General features: G+C 65.9%; 18 protein-coding genes. All 18 read left to right on the top strand.

The annotated features are described in order from the left end of the window. The 18 genes from VNN77_18730 (at nt 1) to VNN77_18645 (ending at nt 17,615) form a co-directional block, all read left to right on the top strand. Nucleotides 1–1,248, top strand: coding sequence for a cysteine desulfurase (locus VNN77_18730; GenBank protein HXG53438.1), 1,248 nt, complete (start codon nt 1–3; stop codon nt 1,246–1,248). After that, nucleotides 1,248–1,694 (top strand): SUF system NifU family Fe-S cluster assembly protein, encoded by a 447-nt coding sequence (locus VNN77_18725; GenBank protein ID HXG53437.1) that lies wholly within the window; start codon nt 1,248–1,250, stop codon nt 1,692–1,694. The genes VNN77_18730 and VNN77_18725 overlap by 1 nt, the downstream gene beginning before the upstream one ends. 21 nt (nt 1,695–1,715) lie before the next feature. Beyond that, the gene (gene sufT / locus VNN77_18720) at nt 1,716–2,270 is read left to right on the top strand and encodes a putative Fe-S cluster assembly protein SufT (protein HXG53436.1); all 555 of its coding nucleotides are present in this window, start codon (nt 1,716–1,718) and stop codon (nt 2,268–2,270) included. A 19-nt stretch (nt 2,271–2,289) separates the two neighbouring features. Then, the gene (locus VNN77_18715; protein ID HXG53435.1) at nt 2,290–2,610 is read left to right on the top strand and encodes an SUF system Fe-S cluster assembly protein; all 321 of its coding nucleotides are present in this window, start codon (nt 2,290–2,292) and stop codon (nt 2,608–2,610) included. A 32-nt stretch (nt 2,611–2,642) separates the two neighbouring features. Further along, nucleotides 2,643–3,068 (top strand): group 1 truncated hemoglobin, encoded by a 426-nt coding sequence (locus VNN77_18710; GenBank protein ID HXG53434.1) that lies wholly within the window; start codon nt 2,643–2,645, stop codon nt 3,066–3,068. A 96-nt stretch (nt 3,069–3,164) separates the two neighbouring features. Continuing rightward, a complete protein-coding gene (metF, locus tag VNN77_18705) occupies nt 3,165–4,028 on the top strand; it encodes a methylenetetrahydrofolate reductase [NAD(P)H] (protein ID HXG53433.1) in 864 nt (287 codons plus the stop codon). 69 nt (nt 4,029–4,097) lie between these two features. Continuing rightward, nucleotides 4,098–5,603, top strand: coding sequence for a lysine--tRNA ligase (gene lysS / locus VNN77_18700; protein ID HXG53432.1), 1,506 nt, complete (start codon nt 4,098–4,100; stop codon nt 5,601–5,603). A 19-nt stretch (nt 5,604–5,622) separates the two neighbouring features. Next, nucleotides 5,623–6,873 (top strand): lipoprotein-releasing ABC transporter permease subunit, encoded by a 1,251-nt coding sequence (locus tag VNN77_18695; GenBank protein ID HXG53431.1) that lies wholly within the window; start codon nt 5,623–5,625, stop codon nt 6,871–6,873. Then, nucleotides 6,866–7,543 carry an ABC transporter ATP-binding protein gene (locus VNN77_18690; protein ID HXG53430.1) on the top strand — a complete coding sequence of 226 codons (678 nt, stop codon included), beginning with the start codon at nt 6,866–6,868 and terminating at the stop codon, nt 7,541–7,543. Before VNN77_18695 ends, VNN77_18690 begins: the two co-directional genes overlap by 8 nt. A gap of 81 nt (nt 7,544–7,624) precedes the next feature. Beyond that, complete coding sequence (bamA, locus tag VNN77_18685) at nt 7,625–10,042, top strand: outer membrane protein assembly factor BamA (GenBank protein ID HXG53429.1); 2,418 nt, start codon at nt 7,625–7,627, stop codon at nt 10,040–10,042. 44 nt (nt 10,043–10,086) lie between these two features. Beyond that, a complete protein-coding gene (locus VNN77_18680; protein ID HXG53428.1) occupies nt 10,087–10,602 on the top strand; it encodes an OmpH family outer membrane protein in 516 nt (171 codons plus the stop codon). Further along, nucleotides 10,599–11,636 (top strand): UDP-3-O-(3-hydroxymyristoyl)glucosamine N-acyltransferase, encoded by a 1,038-nt coding sequence (gene lpxD, locus VNN77_18675; GenBank protein HXG53427.1) that lies wholly within the window; start codon nt 10,599–10,601, stop codon nt 11,634–11,636. The genes VNN77_18680 and lpxD overlap by 4 nt, the downstream gene beginning before the upstream one ends. A 27-nt stretch (nt 11,637–11,663) precedes the next feature. Then, a complete protein-coding gene (fabZ, locus tag VNN77_18670) occupies nt 11,664–12,110 on the top strand; it encodes a 3-hydroxyacyl-ACP dehydratase FabZ (protein HXG53426.1) in 447 nt (148 codons plus the stop codon). Nucleotides 12,111–12,126: 16 nt separating this feature from the next. Further along, nucleotides 12,127–12,903 carry an acyl-ACP--UDP-N-acetylglucosamine O-acyltransferase gene (gene lpxA, locus VNN77_18665; protein HXG53425.1) on the top strand — a complete coding sequence of 259 codons (777 nt, stop codon included), beginning with the start codon at nt 12,127–12,129 and terminating at the stop codon, nt 12,901–12,903. 36 nt (nt 12,904–12,939) lie between these two features. Further along, on the top strand, nt 12,940–13,746 hold the full coding sequence (lpxI, locus tag VNN77_18660; protein HXG53424.1) for a UDP-2,3-diacylglucosamine diphosphatase LpxI: 807 nt from the start codon (nt 12,940–12,942) through the stop codon (nt 13,744–13,746). A gap of 19 nt (nt 13,747–13,765) precedes the next feature. Then, nucleotides 13,766–14,692 carry a Gfo/Idh/MocA family oxidoreductase gene (locus VNN77_18655; protein HXG53423.1) on the top strand — a complete coding sequence of 309 codons (927 nt, stop codon included), beginning with the start codon at nt 13,766–13,768 and terminating at the stop codon, nt 14,690–14,692. Then, complete coding sequence (gene lpxB, locus VNN77_18650; protein ID HXG53422.1) at nt 14,692–15,864, top strand: lipid-A-disaccharide synthase; 1,173 nt, start codon at nt 14,692–14,694, stop codon at nt 15,862–15,864. Before VNN77_18655 ends, lpxB begins: the two co-directional genes overlap by 1 nt. After that, a complete protein-coding gene (locus VNN77_18645; protein ID HXG53421.1) occupies nt 15,861–17,615 on the top strand; it encodes an ABC transporter transmembrane domain-containing protein in 1,755 nt (584 codons plus the stop codon). The genes lpxB and VNN77_18645 overlap by 4 nt, the downstream gene beginning before the upstream one ends. Nucleotides 17,616–17,620: the final 5 nt, after the last annotated feature.

Below are 17,620 nucleotides of genomic sequence, written 5' to 3'. Positions count from 1 at the left end.
ATGGAAGCGCTTCCCAAAAGAGCCGCGGCCGCTTTCGACGTTTATCGCGTTCGCGAGGATTTCCCCGTGCTGCACCGCATGGTGCGCGGCAAACCGCTGGTCTACCTGGACAACGGCGCGACGAGCCAGAAGCCGCGCTCGGTGATCGACACGATCACGCGTTACTACAGTCTGGAGAACGCCAACGTCCACCGCGGGGTCCACTACCTCAGCGCCCAGGCGACCGACGCCTACGAAGCCAGCCGGGAGAAGCTCCGACGCTTCATCAACGCCGGCGCGGCGCACGAGATCATCTTCGTCCGCGGCGGCACCGAGGCGATCAACCTGGTGGCGCAGAGCTATGCCCGGACGTTTCTGAAGGAGGGCGACGAGATCGTCGTCTCGGCCATGGAGCACCACTCGAACATCGTGCCGTGGCAGATGGTCTGCGCGCAGGTGGGAGCCCGCCTGCGCGTCATTCCGATCAACCACGACGGCGAGCTGGTGCTCGAGGAATTCGAGCGGCTGTTGAACGAGCGCACCAAGCTCGTGGCCGTCACGCACGTTTCGAACGCGCTGGGGAGCGTCGTGCCGGTGAAGGAGGTCGTCCGGTTGGCCCACGCGCGGGGCGCGCCGGTCCTGGTCGACGGCGCGCAGGCGGTACCGCACCTCAAGGTCGACGTCCGTGAGATCGGCTGCGACTTCTATGCGTTTTCCGGACACAAGATGTTCGGCCCGACGGGCATCGGCGTGCTCTACGGCCGCGCCGAGCTTCTCGAAGCGATGCCGCCGTACCAGGGCGGCGGCGACATGATCAGCCTGGTGACGTTCGAAAAGACCCATTACAATGTCCTGCCGTACAAGTTCGAGGCCGGAACGCCCCATATCGCGGGCGGCATCGGACTGGGGGCGGCGGTGGACTATCTCGAGGCTCTCGACTGGACCGCGGTCGAGGCGCACGAGCGCGAGCTGTTGCGCTATGCGACCGAAGCCCTGTCGTCGGTTCCCGGCCTGCGGATCATCGGGACGGCCAGGGAGAAGGCCGGGGTGGTGTCGTTTGTTTTCGACGACATCCACGCTCACGACGTGGGCACCATCCTCGACCAGGAGGGCGTGGCGGTGCGCGCCGGGCATCACTGCGCGATGCCGGTGATGCAGCGCTTCGGCGTCCCGGCGACCACCCGCGCATCCTTCGCGTTTTACAACACCCGCGAGGAGGTCGACTCGCTGGTGCGAGGGCTCCACCGGGTTCTCAAGGTGTTCGGCTGATGTCGGATCTGGACGAGCTGTACCAGGAGGTGATCCTGGACCACAACAAGAGCCCGAGGAACTTCCGGCCGATGACGAACGCCAACCGGAAATCCGAGGGCTACAACCCGCTGTGCGGGGATCACGTCACCGTCTACCTGCAGCTGGTGGACGGAGTGATCGCGGACATCAGCTTTCAGGGCTCGGGGTGCGCGATTTCCAAGGCATCGGCTTCTATGATGACGGCGGCGCTGAAGGGCAAGACGGAGAAGGAGGCGGAAGAGCTGTTCCACAGCGTGCACCGCATGCTCACCGGGCAGAGCACAGGGGAGGAAGCCGCGGTCGGGAAGCTCAGGATTCTCGCCGGCGTGGCAAAATTCCCGACGCGCGTGAAATGTGCTACTCTGGCCTGGCATACGGCCAACGCGGCGCTCAAGGGCGCCAAGGAGCCGGTGACGACGGAGTAGGGCCGGCGGGGCAAGGGTTTTATGAAAAGCGAACGACCCCTGACCCTCAGAAGGGATTGCGAGGCGGTGATGATTCCGAGCGGAGAACGGATAACGCTCCGCGCCGGGAGCTCGGCGTGGCTCACCCAATCGCTCGGCACCGGCTTCACCGTCATGACGGATCGCGGTTACATGGTCCGTATCGACGGGCGGGACGCGGACGCGATCGGCCTGGAGCCGCCGGCGCAGTCGTGGCGGGAAGGCGACGAAGAGAGGCGGGACGCGGCGACCGTCGAGAAGCGGGTCTGGGAGCAGCTGCGCTCGTGCTTCGATCCGGAAATCCCGGTGAACATCGTCGACCTCGGCCTGATCTACCGCTGCTCGGTGGCCCCCGGCCCGGAGGGCTGCCGGGTGGAGGTGCGGTTCACTTTGACCGCGCGCGGCTGCGGCATGGGCCAGTTTCTCAAGCAGGATATCGAGAGCAAGCTCTCCCGGATTCCCGGGGTGGCGGAGGTCGACGTCGAGCTGGTCTGGGATCCGCCCTGGAATCAGAGCATGATCTCGCCTTCCGCGCGGCAGCAGCTCGGCATCGTTTAGGAGTTTCTCGAGGCGAACGATGAGCGCCCTGCAGGACACCGTTCTTGAAGCGCAGGTGCTGGAAGCGCTCCGCACCTGCTTCGACCCGGAGATTCCCGTCAACATTTACGACCTGGGGCTGGTCTACGACGTGAACGTCGACGAGCAGGCGGTGGTTCGCATCCGGATGACTCTGACCTCGCCCCACTGTCCCGCCGTCCAGTCGCTCCCGGCCGAGGTCGAGGGCAAGATCAGGAATATCCCCGGCGTGAGCGACGTCGCGATCGAGCTGGTGTGGGACCCGCCCTGGGATCCGAGCCGGATGTCGGAGGCCGCCAAGCTCCAGCTCGGGATGCTCTAGCGCAGCGCGATTCGGCAGAGCCGGCACCATCCGTGGAAAAAGCGCCCTTCGAACAGCTCGGCGGCGAAGCCGGTCTGAGAAAGATCATCGATACGTTCATCGACCGCGTGTTCGCCGACCGGATGATCGGGTTTTTTTTCCGCGGGGTCGACAAGGCCCGCCTCAAGGAGCTCGAATACCAGCTCGCCGCGGGCCTGCTCGGCGCGGACGTACCCTACACCGGACGGCCGCTCGACGTCGCCCACGCCCGCCACCCCATCATGGGCGGCCACTTCGCGCGCCGCCGCCGGATCCTGGCGGAGACCCTCGAGCTTTACGGAGTTCCCGAACCGATCCGCCGGCTCTGGCTCGATCACACCGATCGGCTGCGCCCGCTGATCACCTCGGACGCGGACTCCGGTTGCGACCCGGTCGCGGCCCGCGAGCGGGCTCGCAAAGCGGGCGCCGGTCCGTCGTGACCTTTCGTTTCCGGATTGTGCGGGAGCATAACGTTGTGCTATTAGACAGCGTTACGACACAGCGCCTGGGCAAGGGCGCCCCCAAGGATCTTCTGCGTGAGAATTGCTGACCTCTACGCCCAGCGGCCGCTAACGGTCTCGATCGAGTTCTTTCCTCCGAAAACGGAAAAAGGCGAAGAAAACCTCTTCGGCGAGATCGAGGAGCTGAAGTCGCTCAAGCCGGCCTTCTGCTCGGTCACCTACGGAGCCGGGGGAAGCACGCGCGAGAAGACGGTGGACCTGGTCGACCGCATCCATCGGCTCTGCGGCCTGGAGACGATGTGCCATCTGACGGTCGTCGGCCAGTCCAAGGCGGAGGCGAGGGGGGTGCTCTACCAGCTCAAGGAGAAGGGAATCGAGAACGTGCTCGCGCTCGGCGGCGATCCGCCGCAGGGGCTGGTGGATTGGCAGCCTCACCCCGACGGGTTCCATCACGCGATCGAGCTGGTGCGCGAGGCGGTGGCGATCGGCGGCTTCTGTATCGCCGTGGCCGGTTTTCCCGAGGTGCATCCCCGGGCGAAGGACCGGGCTTCCGACCTGCGTTACCTGAAGGAGAAGGTGGAGGCGGGGGCGTCGGTGGTGATCACGCAGCTCTTTTTCGACAACGACGATTACTACCGCTTCGTCGAGGATCTGAGAGAGATGGGGGTCCGGGTGCCGATCGTGCCGGGGATCCTGCCGATCCTGTCGGTTCCTCAGGTGCGCCGCTTCACCGCGCTCTGCCGCGCCAAGATCCCGCCCGCGCTCGAGGCCGCGCTGGCGAAGGTCGAGAACGACGACGAAGCGTGCGTGCGCCTGGGGATCGAATACGCGACCCGGCAGTGCGAGGGGCTGCTCCGCTTCGGGATTCCGGGAATCCATTTCTACTCGCTCAACAAGTCCCGTTCCGTGAAAGCGATCTGCCGCAATCTCGGTCTCTGACCACCCTCGTCGTCGCCGACGGATTGAATTCGGGGCGACGCAATAGTACTTTCGAAAGAATTGCGAACCATGGCCCCTGCTTCCAAAGACGTCCCGCAAAGCGCCAGCGAGCAGTCGGAGGTGCGCCGCCAGAAGCTGGAACAGTTCCGGCAGGCGGGGCTGCCCCTTTATCCCAACGATTTCAAGCCGAGCCACTCGACGGCGGAGATCGCCGCGCGGTTCGGCGACTTCAGCGAGGAGCAGCTCGCGGGGATCGAGGAGCGCTTCCAGGTGGCGGGGCGGATCATGACGATCCGCAACTTCGGAAGAGCTTCCTTCTTCCACATTCAGGACGGCTCGGGCCGACTGCAGGTCTACGCGCGCAAGGACCGGCTCGGCGACCGCGGATACGCCCTGTTCCAGGCGCTCGACGCGGGCGACATCGTCGGGGTGCGCGGCCGCCTGTTTCGCACGCGGACCGGCGAGTTGACGGTCGAGGCGGAAAGCGTCCGGCTGCTCGCCAAGTGCCTGCACCCGTTGCCGGAGAAGTGGCATGGGCTGGCCGACGTCGAGGCGCGCTACCGCCAGCGCTATCTCGACCTGATGGTGAACCCGGAAGTGCGACGGGTCTTCGAGACCCGCTCGCGCATCGTGCGCCTGGTGCGCCGTTTCTTCGAGGAGCGGGGTTTCCTGGAGGTGGAAACCCCGATGATGCACCCGATCCCCGGCGGCGCGGCGGCGCGGCCGTTCGTCACGCACCACAACGCTCTCGACATGGACCTCTATCTGCGGGTGGCGCCGGAGCTGTTCCTCAAGCGCCTGCTCGTCGGGGGCATCGAGCGCGTCTTCGAGCTCAACCGCAGCTTCCGCAACGAAGGCATCTCGGTGCGCCACAATCCGGAATTCACGATGCTGGAGTTCTATCAGGCCTACGCGACCTTCGAGGACCTGATGACGCTCACCGAGGAGCTGTTCTCCGCGCTCGCGCGCGAGGTCACTGGCGGCGCGCGGCTCACGTACGAGGGACGCGAGATCGACCTCACGCCGCCGTGGGAAAGGATCGCGATTCCCGAGGCGATCGCGCGCCACGGCGGGGCGGAAGTCGCCGAGATCGCCTCGCACGAAGGGCTGCGGGAGTTCGCGAAGAAGCGCGGCCTGCGGGTCGACCTCGGCGCGCCGTACGGCAAGCTGCTGGTCGAGGTGTTCGAGGAGATCGCCGAGCAGCACCTCGTCAGGCCGACGTTCGTGACCGGGTTTCCCCTGGCGGTCTCGCCACTGGCGCGCAAGAACGACGCCGACCCGACGCTCGTGGACCGCTTCGAGCTGTACATCGGCGGGCGGGAGCTGGCGAACGCCTTCTCGGAGCTGAACGATCCGGACGACCAGCGCCAGCGTTTTCTCGAGCAGATGGAGGCGCGCAAAGCCGGCGACGACACCGCCAATCCCATCGACGAGGATTTCGTCCGGGCGCTGGAATACGGCATGCCGCCCGCCGCCGGCGAGGGCATCGGCATCGACCGGCTGGTGATGCTGTTCACCGACTCGCCCTCGATCCGGGACGTCATCCTGTTTCCGCTGCTGCGGCCGCAGCGCTAGCCGCGGCACGGCCACGTCCATGCAGTACGAATGGTTCATCGGGCTTAGGTACCTGCGGGCCCGCCGCCGGGAGACGTTCATTTCCCTGATCACGGTGATCTCCGTTCTGGGAGTGATGATCGGCGTCATGACGCTCAACGTGGTGATGGCGGTGATGAGCGGGTTCGAGGAGACGCTGCGCGACCGCCTGCTGGGGATCAACGCGCACATCGCGCTCAGCCGGGCGGGCGGTCCGCTCGAAGGCTACGAGGCGCTCCTGCCGCGGCTGGCCCGGACCGACGGCGTGGTGGCGGCGACCCCGACGGTGTACGGCCAGGTGATGCTCACGGCCGGGCCGCGGGTCTCGGGAGTGGTGGTTCGTGGCATCGACCCCGACCGCGTTAACGCCGTGGTCGACGTCGAGCGCTACCTGCGCGAGGGAAGCCTGGGGGGGCTCAAGAAAATGCATGCGCTGCGGGTGGACGACCGCACCGTGCACCTGCCGGGCGTGATCCTGGGGCGGCGCCTCGCCGGCCAGCTCGGCGTTTTTCCCGGAAATCCCGTGCAGGTGGTCTCGCCGCTGGGCAGCCCGACGGCGATCGGCGTGATCCCGAAGGTGCGGCGGTTCATGGTGGTCGGTTTGTTCGATTCCGGCATGAGCGACATCGACTCGACGCTGGTCTTCATGAGCCTGGCGGACGCCCAGAAGTTCTTCGAGCTCGACGGAGGGGTCACCACCATCGAGATGAAGGTGCGCGACGTGGACCGGGCCAAGGAGGTGGCCGACCGGATCCAGCGGGAGCTGGGCTTCCCTTACATCACCGAGGACTGGTCCCGCCTGTGGCCCAACCTGTTTTCGGCGCTGCGGCTCGAGAAGACCGTTTATTTCCTCGTGCTGCTGCTGATGATCCTGATCGGCGCGTTCAATATCGTTTCCACGCTGATCATGGTGGTCATGGAGAAGAAAAAGGACATCGCGATCCTGCAGTCGATGGGCGCCACGCGGCAGAGCATCCGCAAGATCTTTCTGATCAAGGGGTGCGTGATCGGAGTCGTCGGAACGGTTCTGGGAGTGATCGCGGGTTACGTCATCTGTCTGCTGATCCAGGAGTATCAGTTCATCGAGCTCCCCAAGGACGTCTTCCTGATCTCCACCGTCCCGGTGCGGATCTACGCCGGAAACTTCGTCCTGATCGCCCTCGCCTCTCTGGCCGTCTGTCTGGTGGCGAGCATCTACCCGGCGCGCCAGGCCGCCAAGCTCGATCCGGTGGAAATCATCCGCTATGAGTAAGCTGCTTTCGGTGCGCGGCCTGGAGAAGACCTTCGTCGAAGGCGAGCGCGAGATCCGGGTTCTCACGGGACTCGACTTCGACCTCGAGCCCGGCGAGCGCGTCGCGATCGTCGGCGAATCGGGCGTGGGGAAAAGCACGCTGCTCCACATCCTGGGGACGCTCGACCGTCCGACCGCGGGGCAGGTGCTCTATCAGGGCCAGGCGCTGCCGCTGGACGACGAGATCGAGCTGGCGCGCTTCCGCAATCGGGAGATCGGCTTCGTTTTCCAGTTCCATTATCTGCTCCCGGATTTCTCGGCTCTGGAGAACGTCATGCTCCCGGCGCTGATTCAGGGAATCGATCGGCGCCGCGCGGAGGCGGAGGCTGCGGAGCTGCTCCAGCTGGTCGGCCTGCAGGATCGTCTCAACCACCGCCCGGGAAAGCTTTCGGGAGGCGAGCAGCAGCGGGTCGCGCTGGCTCGCGCGGTGGTGCTTCGGCCCAAGCTGGTGCTGGCCGACGAGCCGACCGGCTCGCTCGACGTGCGTATCGGCGAGGAGGTGCAGGAGCTGCTCTTTCGCCTGAACAAAGAGCGCGGAACGGCGCTGGTGGTGGCGACGCACAACCGCGGATTTGCGGCCAAAATCGGCCGCCAGCTCGAGCTTCGCAACGGGCAGCTCCATCCGGTATAGGACGGCGGAATTTCGCTTTACAAAAGTGCGCGAATTTGTTAGAAAAACCTGACACCCAACCGGCCAGGTAGTTGTCGATTCATGGATTCGAAGACGCCTTCCGCCCGCCGCTTCCCCGTTTTCTTCCTGATCCTGATGGTCGGTTATGCGCTCCTGACCGCGCGGGCCGCGGGTCAGGAAAAGACGAAGCTCGTCGACGTCAAGATCGCGGGAAACGTGCGCGTGGAAGAGGACGGCATCCGTCTGCACGTAAAGAGCCGGGCGGGAGAGTTCTTCGACGCCTCGCTCGTCGAGCAGGATGTGAAGGCGATCTACCGCATGGGATTTTTCGACGATGTCCAGGCCGCGCTGACGCCCGAAGGGGTTCTCACCTACACCGTAAAGGAAAAGCCCTACGTCCGGGAAGTGAAGGTGCAGGGAGTCTCACAGATCGGCAGGGAGAAGATCGACACCGCGTTCGGCGTCACTCCGCGGACGATTCTCGACCGCAACAAGGTGGCCGAGGGGGTCGAGAAGGTGCGAAAGCTGTACGTCGAACAGGGCTACGTCAACGCCAAGGTGGACTACGCGATCTCCGTCGAGTCGAACAACCAGGCCGTGGTCACGCTCGACGTGGTGGAGGGGAACCGGCTGCTGATCAAGAAGATCTCCTTCGAGGGCAACCGCGTGTTTTCCGAAAGCGAGCTCAAGGGCTTGATGTCGACGAAGGAAGAGTGGCTCTTGTCGTTCATCACCAACCGCGGCGTCCTCGACCGCGACGTGCTCACCAACGACATCGCGATCCTCAACAACCACTACTACGATCACGGCTACATCGACCACAAGATCGACGAGCCGGTGATCCTGCGCCGCCGCGACGGCCTGGAGCTGGTCATCCGCGTGCACGAGGGGCCCCAGTACCGGGTGGGCAAGGTGGAGATCGGGGGCGATCTCATCGAGGACGGCGAGAAGATGCTCCAGCGGGTCAAGATCACGCCGGGGCAGATTTTCCGCGGCAGCCGGTTGCGGGAAGACGTGACCGCGCTCGGCGATCTGTATTCCAACAAGGGCTTCGCTTTCGCCCAGATCGAGCCGGTCACCCGGATCCAGAGCGAGGAGAAGGTGGTCGACGTGGCGCTGGTGATCACCAAAGGCCCGCCGGTTTACTTCAACCGCATCCTGGTCGCGGGCAATACCAAGACGCGGGACAAGGTGGTGCGGCGCGAGCTGCTGGCGGCGGAACAGGAGCTGTTTTCGGGGACGAAACTCACCCAGAGCCGCAACGCCCTGCAGCGCTCGGGGTATTTCGAGGACGTGCAGCTGACGACGAAGAAGACCGATCAGCCCGACGCGGTCGACCTTCTCGTCGACGTCAAGGAGGGTCCCACCGGTACCTTCTCGGTCGGAGCCGGCTACAGCAGCGGCGACGGGTTCCTGTTCAACGCCGGGATCGCGGAGAAGAACCTTTTCGGCCGCGGCCAGAGCGTGAACGGCAGCTTTTCGATCGGCACGAGCCGGCAGGATTTCGTCGTGAGCTTCAACGAACCCTATTTCCGCGACACGCGGCTCGCGCTCGGCTTCGACGCCTTCAACACCGAGCGTGAGTTCGAGTCGTTCGACCAGCGTCGGCTCGGGTTCGGCGTCCACACGAGCTACCCGTTGAAGGATTTTCGGGTTCCGTTCTGGGGCCGGCCCGCCCCGGACCTGCTCCGGGGCTCGGACGAGCTGGCGAGCAACGCGCCACCGACGATCTGGGACTACATGCGCGGCGGGATGTCGTACGAGCTGACGCGTGAGAAGATCAACGGCATCGAAGCCGGCGCGCCGCTCGCGATCCAGAACGAGCGCGGGACCTCGCTGACGAGCGCGATGGCGCCGAGCCTGACCTACGACAGCCGTGATCACTTCTTCAACCCGACCGAAGGGACCAAGTCGGCCTTTTCCGTGAAGTTCGCGGGCCTCGGGGGCGACAATCGCTTCATCAAGTCGGACCTGAGCGGGCGCTGGCACTACCCGCTCCTCAAGGATCCCAACTGGGGCGGCGCTTACGTGCTCGCCCTCGGCGGGAGCGTCGGTTACGGCTTCGGGCTCACGGAGAGATCGAACGGGAAAAAGGACTTGCCCCTGTTCGAGCGCTATTTCCTCGGCGGCATCAACTCGGTTCGCGGCTTCGCCGACCGCAGCCTGGGGCCGAGGGAGCGAACGTGCTCGAATGTGGACGGAGTCGAGAGCTGCGCGACCGACGTCGTCGGCGGCGACAAGGCGGCCGTCTTCAACGCCGAGCTGATGTTCCCGATCATGGAACAGTTCGGGCTTCGCGGGGTGGCTTTCTTCGACATGGGCCAGGCGTTCCGCGAATCGGATAACTTCAGCTTCGGCGACTTCCGGCGTTCCGTCGGGGTGGGAGCGCGCTGGCTGTCGCCGTTCGGCCCGCTCCGCGTCGAGCTCGGTTTTCCGCTGAACAAGAAGTCGGGCGACGACACCTCCGTGCTGGGATTTTCTATCGGCAGCCAGCCTTGATTGGTCTTTCTTTCAAAAAACTCGAGGGGTTCCGGGAGGTCTGAGTGAAGCATTGGTTGTGGATCGTGTGCGTCGTCGTGCTGTTTGCGGCTCCGGCGCCGGCGCAGGACAGGATCAAGATCGGCTTTATCGACATCCAGCGCGCGATCACCGAGTCGCAGGCGGGCAAGCGGGCCAAGGAGAAATTCCAGGCTCAGGTCAAGAAGGTCGAGGCGGAGCTGCTCAAGGAGAAGCAGGAGCTGGAGCGGTTGAAGGCGGATCTCGACAAGAAAGGGCCGCTGCTCAAGGAAGAGGAGCGGCGGAACCTGGAAGCGGATCTCCAGCGGCGGATCGTCAACTACCAGCGCGCGATGCAGGACAACCAGCAGGAGCTCAGGCAGAAGGAAGGGATGATGACCTCGGATATTCTCCGGGACCTGGAAAAGATCGTCGCAGAGGTGGGCAAGTCGGAGAAGTTCACGCTGATTCTGGAGCGCAATCAGATACTCTACAGCGACCAGGGGATTGACATCACCAACAAGGTGGTGGAAGTCTACAACAGCCGCGTCAAGGGGAAGTGAGCACCACGACCAAGACCCTCTCCGAGCTGGCGCGGGCGGTCGGCGGGGAGGTCCTCGGCGACGGCGGCCTCGTCATCACGAAGGTCGCACCGATCGACGAAGCGGGTCCGGGCGCGATCACGTTTCTGGCCAATCCGCGCTACGCGAAGCACCTCGAGCGCACCCGGGCCAGCGCGGTCATCGTCGGGCGGGGAGCGATCCCGGCGGCCGCAAAGCCCGGGCCTGCGCTGCTGAAGGCGGCGGACCCCTACGTCGCCTTCGCAAAGGTCCTGCAGCTGTTCCACCCGGCCCCGAGGCGTAGAGCGGGCGTCAGCGCCGGGGCGCACGTTGACCCGGAAGCGCGCGTGGCCCCGGAGGCGACGGTCTATCCCAACGTGTTCGTCGGGCGCGGCGCCTCGGTCGGCGAGCGAACGGTCCTCTTTCCCGGAGTGTTCGTGGGCGAGGGGGTGTCGATCGGGCGCGACTGCGTGCTGCATCCGAACGTCGTGGTCCGGGAAGGCTGCAGGATCGGAGACCGCGTGGTGCTGCACGCCGGCGTGGTGATCGGCGCGGATGGCTTCGGTTACGCGGGCGAGGGAGAGGGGCGGGTCAAGATCCCGCAGGTGGGCGTGGTCGAGATCGAGGACGACGTGGAGATCGGAGCGAACAGCACGATCGACCGCGCGACGCTCGGCCGCACCGTGATCCGGCGGGGCGTGAAAATCGACAATCTGGTTCAGATCGCGCACAATGTGACCGTTGGCGAGAACAGCGTGATCGCGGCGCAGGCGGGGGTGGCGGGAAGCACGCGGATCGGCCGCAACGTCATTCTGGCCGGTCAGGCGGGGGTCGTCAATCACGTCGTGATCGGCGACGGGGCCAAGATCGGACCGCAGTCCGGCATTCCCCGGGACGTTCCGGCAGGCGCGGTGCTCTCGGGCGGGATCGAGGCCGCTCCGCACCGGCAGTGGCTGCGGGTCATGGCGCTGCTCCCGGAGCTGCCCGCGTTGTGGGCGGCGGTGCGGGCGCTGGAGAAGAAATTGGGGCGGTCGTGACCCGGCCTTGAAAGGAACGAGATCCCCATGCTCGACGTCAAGCAGATCCTCAGGTATCTCCCGCACCGCTATCCCTTCCTGCTGGTGGATCGCATCGTCGAAATCCACGGCGAGGAGAAGATCGTGGGGATCAAGAACGTATCGTTCAACGAGAGCTTCTTTCAGGGCCACTTTCCCGGGAGGCCGGTAATGCCCGGGGTGCTGATTTGCGAGGCGATGGCCCAGGTCGGGGCGCTCTTCGCGCATCAGGCGCGCGGTCCGGCGGAGGACAACAAGGTCTTCGTGCTCACCGGGCTGGACAACGTGAAGTTCAAGAAGCCCGTGGAGCCGGGAGACCAGCTGCGGCTGGAGCTGACCTGCCTCAAGCGGCGCGGATCGTACTGGAAGATGCAGGGCATCGCCTTGGTGGACGGCAAGGTCGTCGCACAGGCCGAGATTTCGGCCATGGAAGTCGACCTCGGCCAGGAGGCTTGATCGCGCGGGACTCCGGATGGCCAGGATTCACCAGACGGCGATTGTCGACCCGCGCGCGGAGCTGGACCCGGACGTCGAGATCGGAGCCTATTCGATCATCGGGCCCGATGTGAAGATCGGGCGGGGCACCAAGGTGAAGCCGCACGTGGTGATCGAGGGGCGCACCACGATCGGCGAGGGCAACGTGATCTTCCCGTACGCGACCGTCGGATTGGCGCCGCAGGACCTCAAGTACAAGGGCGAGCCGAGCGAGCTGATTATCGGCAACTACAACACTCTGCGCGAGTTCGTATCCGTCAATCCCGGGACCGCGGCCGGCGGGATGGTGACCCGCGTGGGCGATCATAACCTCCTGATGATGTACTGCCACATCGCCCACGACTGCCTGCTCGGAAATCACAACATCGTGGCCAACGGGGCGACGCTCGGGGGGCACGTGGTGATCGAGGACTACGTCATCGTGGGCGGCCTGGTCGGGATTCACCAGTTCTCGCGCATCGGGACGGGGGCCATCGTGGGGGCGGGGTCGATGGTTTCGAAGGACGTTCCGCCCTACTGCAACGCGACCGGAGACAGAGCGAGGCTGCACGGCCTGAACATCGAAGGACTGCGGCGGCGCCGCTTCACGAGAGAGCAGATCGACGCGCTCAAGAAGGCGTACCGAATCATCTTCAAGTCGAAGCTCAAGACGAAGGACGCTCTGGAAAGGGTCAGGCGCGAGGTTCCGCAGACGCCCGAGATCGAGACGTTGGTCCGCTTCATCGCCTCCTCCCAGCGGGGGATCTGCCGGTAGCCCTCCGCGCGGCTCCGACAGGCCGGCTTGGTGCCCGTGAGACGACTGGGTTTGATTGCAGGGAACGGCAGGTTCCCGTTGATCTTCGCGCGCGAGGCGAAGCGCGAGGGCTTCGAGCTGGTCGCGGTGGCGCACCGGGGTGAGACCGCGGAGGAGATCGAGCGGATCGTCGGCGACGTCACGTGGGTCTACGTCGGCCAGCTCGGCAAGATCATCCGCGTGCTGCGGCGCGCGGGAGTGGCCGAGGCGGTTTTTGCCGGCGGGATTCGCAAGGCGCGGCTGTTCGACAATTTCCGGCCCGATCTGCGCGGCGCGGCCTTTCTGGCGCGGATGCGGCGGCGCGACGACGACGCCCTGCTGCGGGGAGTCGCGGCCGAGCTCGAGGGCGAAGGGATCCGCGTGGTGGACTCCACGCTCTGTCTCTCGCACAGCCTTGCCGGCGCAGGGGTGCTCACGCGGCGCCGCCCCACCGAAGCGCAGTGGGCGGACATCAGGCTCGGGTTTCGCGCCGCCAAGGAAATCGGGCGCCTGGGAATCGGCCAGACCGTGGTGGTCAAGAAGCAGGTGGTGGTCGCCGTCGAGGCGGTGGAGGGAACCGATGCCGCCATCGAGCGCGGGGGCGAGCTCGCCGGGGCGGGTTGCGTGGTGGTGAAGACGAGCAAGCCCGGACAGGACCTACGTTTCGACGTACCGGTCGCCGGGGTCGAGACGATCCATTGCCTGCGGCGCTCGCGCGCGGCGGCGCTGGCAGTAGAAGCCGGCAAGACGCTGCTCCTCGAAAAAGAGCAGGTGATCCGGGAGGCGGATGCGGCCGGCATTGCAGTCATCGGCGTGGCCGAGTAGAGAAAACAAGGACATGGGCATGGATGAACGGATCGCCGTCGGGGTTGTCGGGGTGGGTTACCTGGGGAAATTCCACGCCGAAAAGTACGCCCGGTCACCCAAAGCGCGGCTGGTGGGGGTGGCGGACATCGATGAGGAGCGGTGCCGCGAGATCGCTTCCCGTCTCAAAACGGCGGCCTTCACCGACTATCGCGAGCTGCTTGGCCGGGTGCAGTGCGTCAGCATCGCGGTGCCGACGCGGGAGCACCGGCGGGTGGCGACCGATTTCCTGAAGGCGGGAGTGGACGTGCTGGTCGAAAAGCCGCTGGCGGCGACGGTCGAAGAGGGGCGGGCGCTGGTGGACCTGGCGGCGGCGGGAAGCCGGATTCTTCAGGTGGGGCACCTCGAGCGGTTCAACCCGGCGATCCGCCGGCTCGAAGGGGTGATCCGCGAACCGAGGTTCGTCGAGTGCCACCGACTGGCGCCTTTCATCGACCGCGGCACGGACGTCGACGTCGTGCTCGATCTCATGATCCACGACATCGACGTGATCGCGAGCCTCGTCGGGTCGGCGGTCGAACGGGTCGAGGCGGTCGGGGTTCCGGTGCTGACCGACAAGCCGGACATCGCGAACGCGCGCATCGCGTTCGCGAGCGGCTGCATCGCCAACGTCACCGCGAGTCGGGTTTCCATGAAACGCGAGCGCAAGGTGCGCTTCTTCCAGCCGGACGCCTACATCTCGATCGACTACGATCGGCGGCGGGCACAGATCTTTCGCAAGCCGCCGCCCGGAGGCGGCTGGCTCGACATCCGGGGCGAGGAGGTCGAGTTCCAGGAGGGCGACGCGCTGGCGGACGAGATCGATTCGTTCCTGGACTGTGTCCGGGAACGAAAGGCTCCGGTGGTGAGCGGCGTGGACGGGGTGCGGGCGCTGGAAATCGCGTCGATGATCAGCGCCCAGCTTTGATGGCGTCGCGGGCCAGACGGATCATGCTGGTGGTGGGCGAGGCGTCGGGGGACATGCACGGCGCGGGAGTGGTGCGGGCGATCCACGAGCGCGACCCGGCCGTCGAGATCTTCGGCATCGGGGGGGAGCAGCTGGGCAAGACGCGTTTCGAGGCGCTCGAGAACGCGGAACGGTTGGCCGGGATGGGGCTGGTCGAGCTGGCCGGGAAGCTCGGGAGCATCTGGGCGGCGCTGCGCGCCGCGCGGCAGGCGCTGCGCCGGCGGCGGCCGGACCTGCTCCTTCTGATCGACTTTCCGGAATTCAATCTGCGGCTGGCAAGGCTCGCGAAAAAGCTCGGCATCCCGGTGCTCTACTACATCGCGCCGCAGGTGTGGGCGTGGCGCAAGGGGCGCGCGCGGAAGATCGCGCGGCTCGTCGACGCGATGGCGGTGGTTTTCCCGTTCGAGGTGGGGCTGTACGGCGTTCACGGAGCGAACGTGAGCTTCGTCGGCCATCCGCTGCTCGACCTCGTCGAGGCGAAAAAGGAGCGGGCGACCGTGCTGGAGAGCATGGGGCTCGACCCCGAAACGCCGACGATCGGGCTGATGCCAGGAAGCCGGCGCAACGAGGTCGACTACCACCTGCCGGTCTTTCTCGAGGCTGCGGCACGCTACCGAAGCGAGCGTGAGGTTCAGTTCTTCTGCGTCCGCGCGACCACGGTGGAGCGCCCGCGGCTCGACGAGCTCCTGGGGCGCTGCCCGCTGCGCGTGCCGGTCGTCGAAGAGGAGCGCTACGAAGCGCTCAACGCCGCGGATCTCGTCTGGGCGGCGTCGGGCACGGCGACGCTCGAAGCGGCGCTTCTCCTCAAGCCGACCGTCATCGTCTACCGCCTGGCGTGGCCGACCTACTGGCTGGCGCGGCTGCTGGTCGACGTCGAGCACGTCGGGCTCGTCAACATCGTCGCCGGAGAGCGGGTGGCGCCGGAGCTGATCCAGGGCCAGTTGACGCCGGAAGCGCTGGTGCGGGAAAGCCGCCGGTTCCTGGACGATCCGCAAGTCCGTCGAAGCACGATCGAGAAATTGCGCGGGCTGAAAGCGAAGCTCGGTGCGCCCGGCGCGGCCCGGCGGGTCGCCGGCCTCGCCTTCGAGCTGATGGAGCCGGCGCGCGGCCGGGGCGAGGCGTTCGCGACATGAAGCTCTATTCCAGGCTCCTCTTTTTTCTCAAGCCCTACGTGTGGCCCTATTTCATCCTGAGCATGGTCTGCATGCTGGGCTACAGCGCGACGGAAGGGGCGATCCCCTTCCTGGTGCAGAGGGTCACGGACGACGTGTTCGGACGCAAGGACCCAGCCATGCTTTCCGTCGTGCCGGGCCTGGTGGTGGCGGTGTTCGTCTTCCGCGGGCTGGTCAACTTCGGCCAGAGCTATCTCGGGGACTACGTCGGCCTCAGGATCGTCAACGACATCCGCAACGCCATGAACGAGCGAATGCAGTTCCTGCCGGTGTCGTTTTTCCACCAGCATCCCACGGGGACGTTGATCTCCCGGGTCAACAGCGACGTCCTGTTGCTGCGCTTCGCGCTGACGGACGCCGTCGCCTCGTTCATCCGCGACTCCGCGTCGCTGGCGGTGCTGATCGTGGTCGCTTTCGTCAAGGACTGGGTTCTGGCGTCGATCGCGTTCGTGGTCTTCCCCGCGTCGGTGCTCCCGGTCATGCGCTTCAGCCGGAAGATCAAGCGCTTCACGCGCCGCGGCCAGATCAGCACGGGGAACCTCACCGCGCTGCTGCAGGAGAGCATTCAAGGCAACCGGATCGTCAAGGCCTTCGGCATGGAGGAGTACGAGATCCGGAGGTTCGCCGACGAAAACTTGCGGGTCTTCAAGGAATCGCTGCGCGCCAGCCGGGTGAAATCGCTGGTGACCCCGGCGATGGAGGTGCTGGCGTCCGTCGCGATCGCCGCGATCATCTGGTACGGCGGCTGGAGCGTCATCGTCGGCGGGCGAACCCAGGGCGACTTCTACGCGTTCATGACGGCGATGTTCCTGCTGTACCAGCCGTTCAAGGGGCTCACGCGGACGTACACGGCGGTGCACCAGGGAATGGCGGCGGCGGAGCGGGTCTTCGAGGTGCTCGACGTCGTGCCGGCGGTGCGGGACAAGCCGCACGCGAAGGAAGCAGCGCCCTTTGCGCGCGAGATCGAGTTCCAGAACGTGCACTTCCGCTACGACTCGACACCGGTCTTGAAGAACATCAACCTCAAGATCCGGGCGGGCGAGATGGTGGCCGTCGTCGGGGTGAGCGGCGTCGGCAAGAGCACGCTCGCCGACCTGATTCCCCGCTTTTACGACGTGACGGCGGGCAGCATCAAGATCGACGGCGTGGACATCCGCGACGTGACGCTCAGGTCGCTGCGGTCGCAGATCGGCATCGTCACGCAGCACACGTTCCTGTTCAACGACACCGTGCGCAACAACATCGCCTACGGGCGCCCCGACCTGGCGATCGAGGCGGTGGTCGCGGCGGCCAAGGCGGCGCACGCGCACGAGTTCGTCTGCGCCCTGCCGAACGGCTACGACACCCGGATCGGGGAGCTCGGGCTGCAGCTGTCGGGCGGGCAACGGCAGCGGCTGGCGATCGCCCGGGCGCTGCTCAAGGACGCTCCCATTCTGATTCTGGACGAAGCGACCTCGGCGCTGGATTCCGAGTCCGAGAAGCTCGTGCAGGAGGCGCTGGACGCCCTCGTGAGCAAGCGGACCACGCTGGTGATCGCGCACCGGCTTTCCACGATCCGCAAGGCCCACCGGATCGTGGTGCTGGTCGACGGCACGATCGCCGAGGAGGGAACGCACGAGGAGCTGATCGCGCGCCGGGGGGAATACAGCCGCCTCTACAGCCTGCAGCTTCTCGAGGAGGAAGCTTCGGCCGGCCGCGCCTCGCTGCACTAGGACGG

Source organism: Candidatus Zixiibacteriota bacterium, from assembly GCA_035574315.1.
Classification (GTDB): domain Bacteria; phylum Desulfobacterota; class Binatia; order UBA9968; family UBA9968; genus DATLYW01.
Note: the sequence above shows the minus strand (reverse complement) of the source record. Positions and strands in the feature narration are given on the sequence as shown.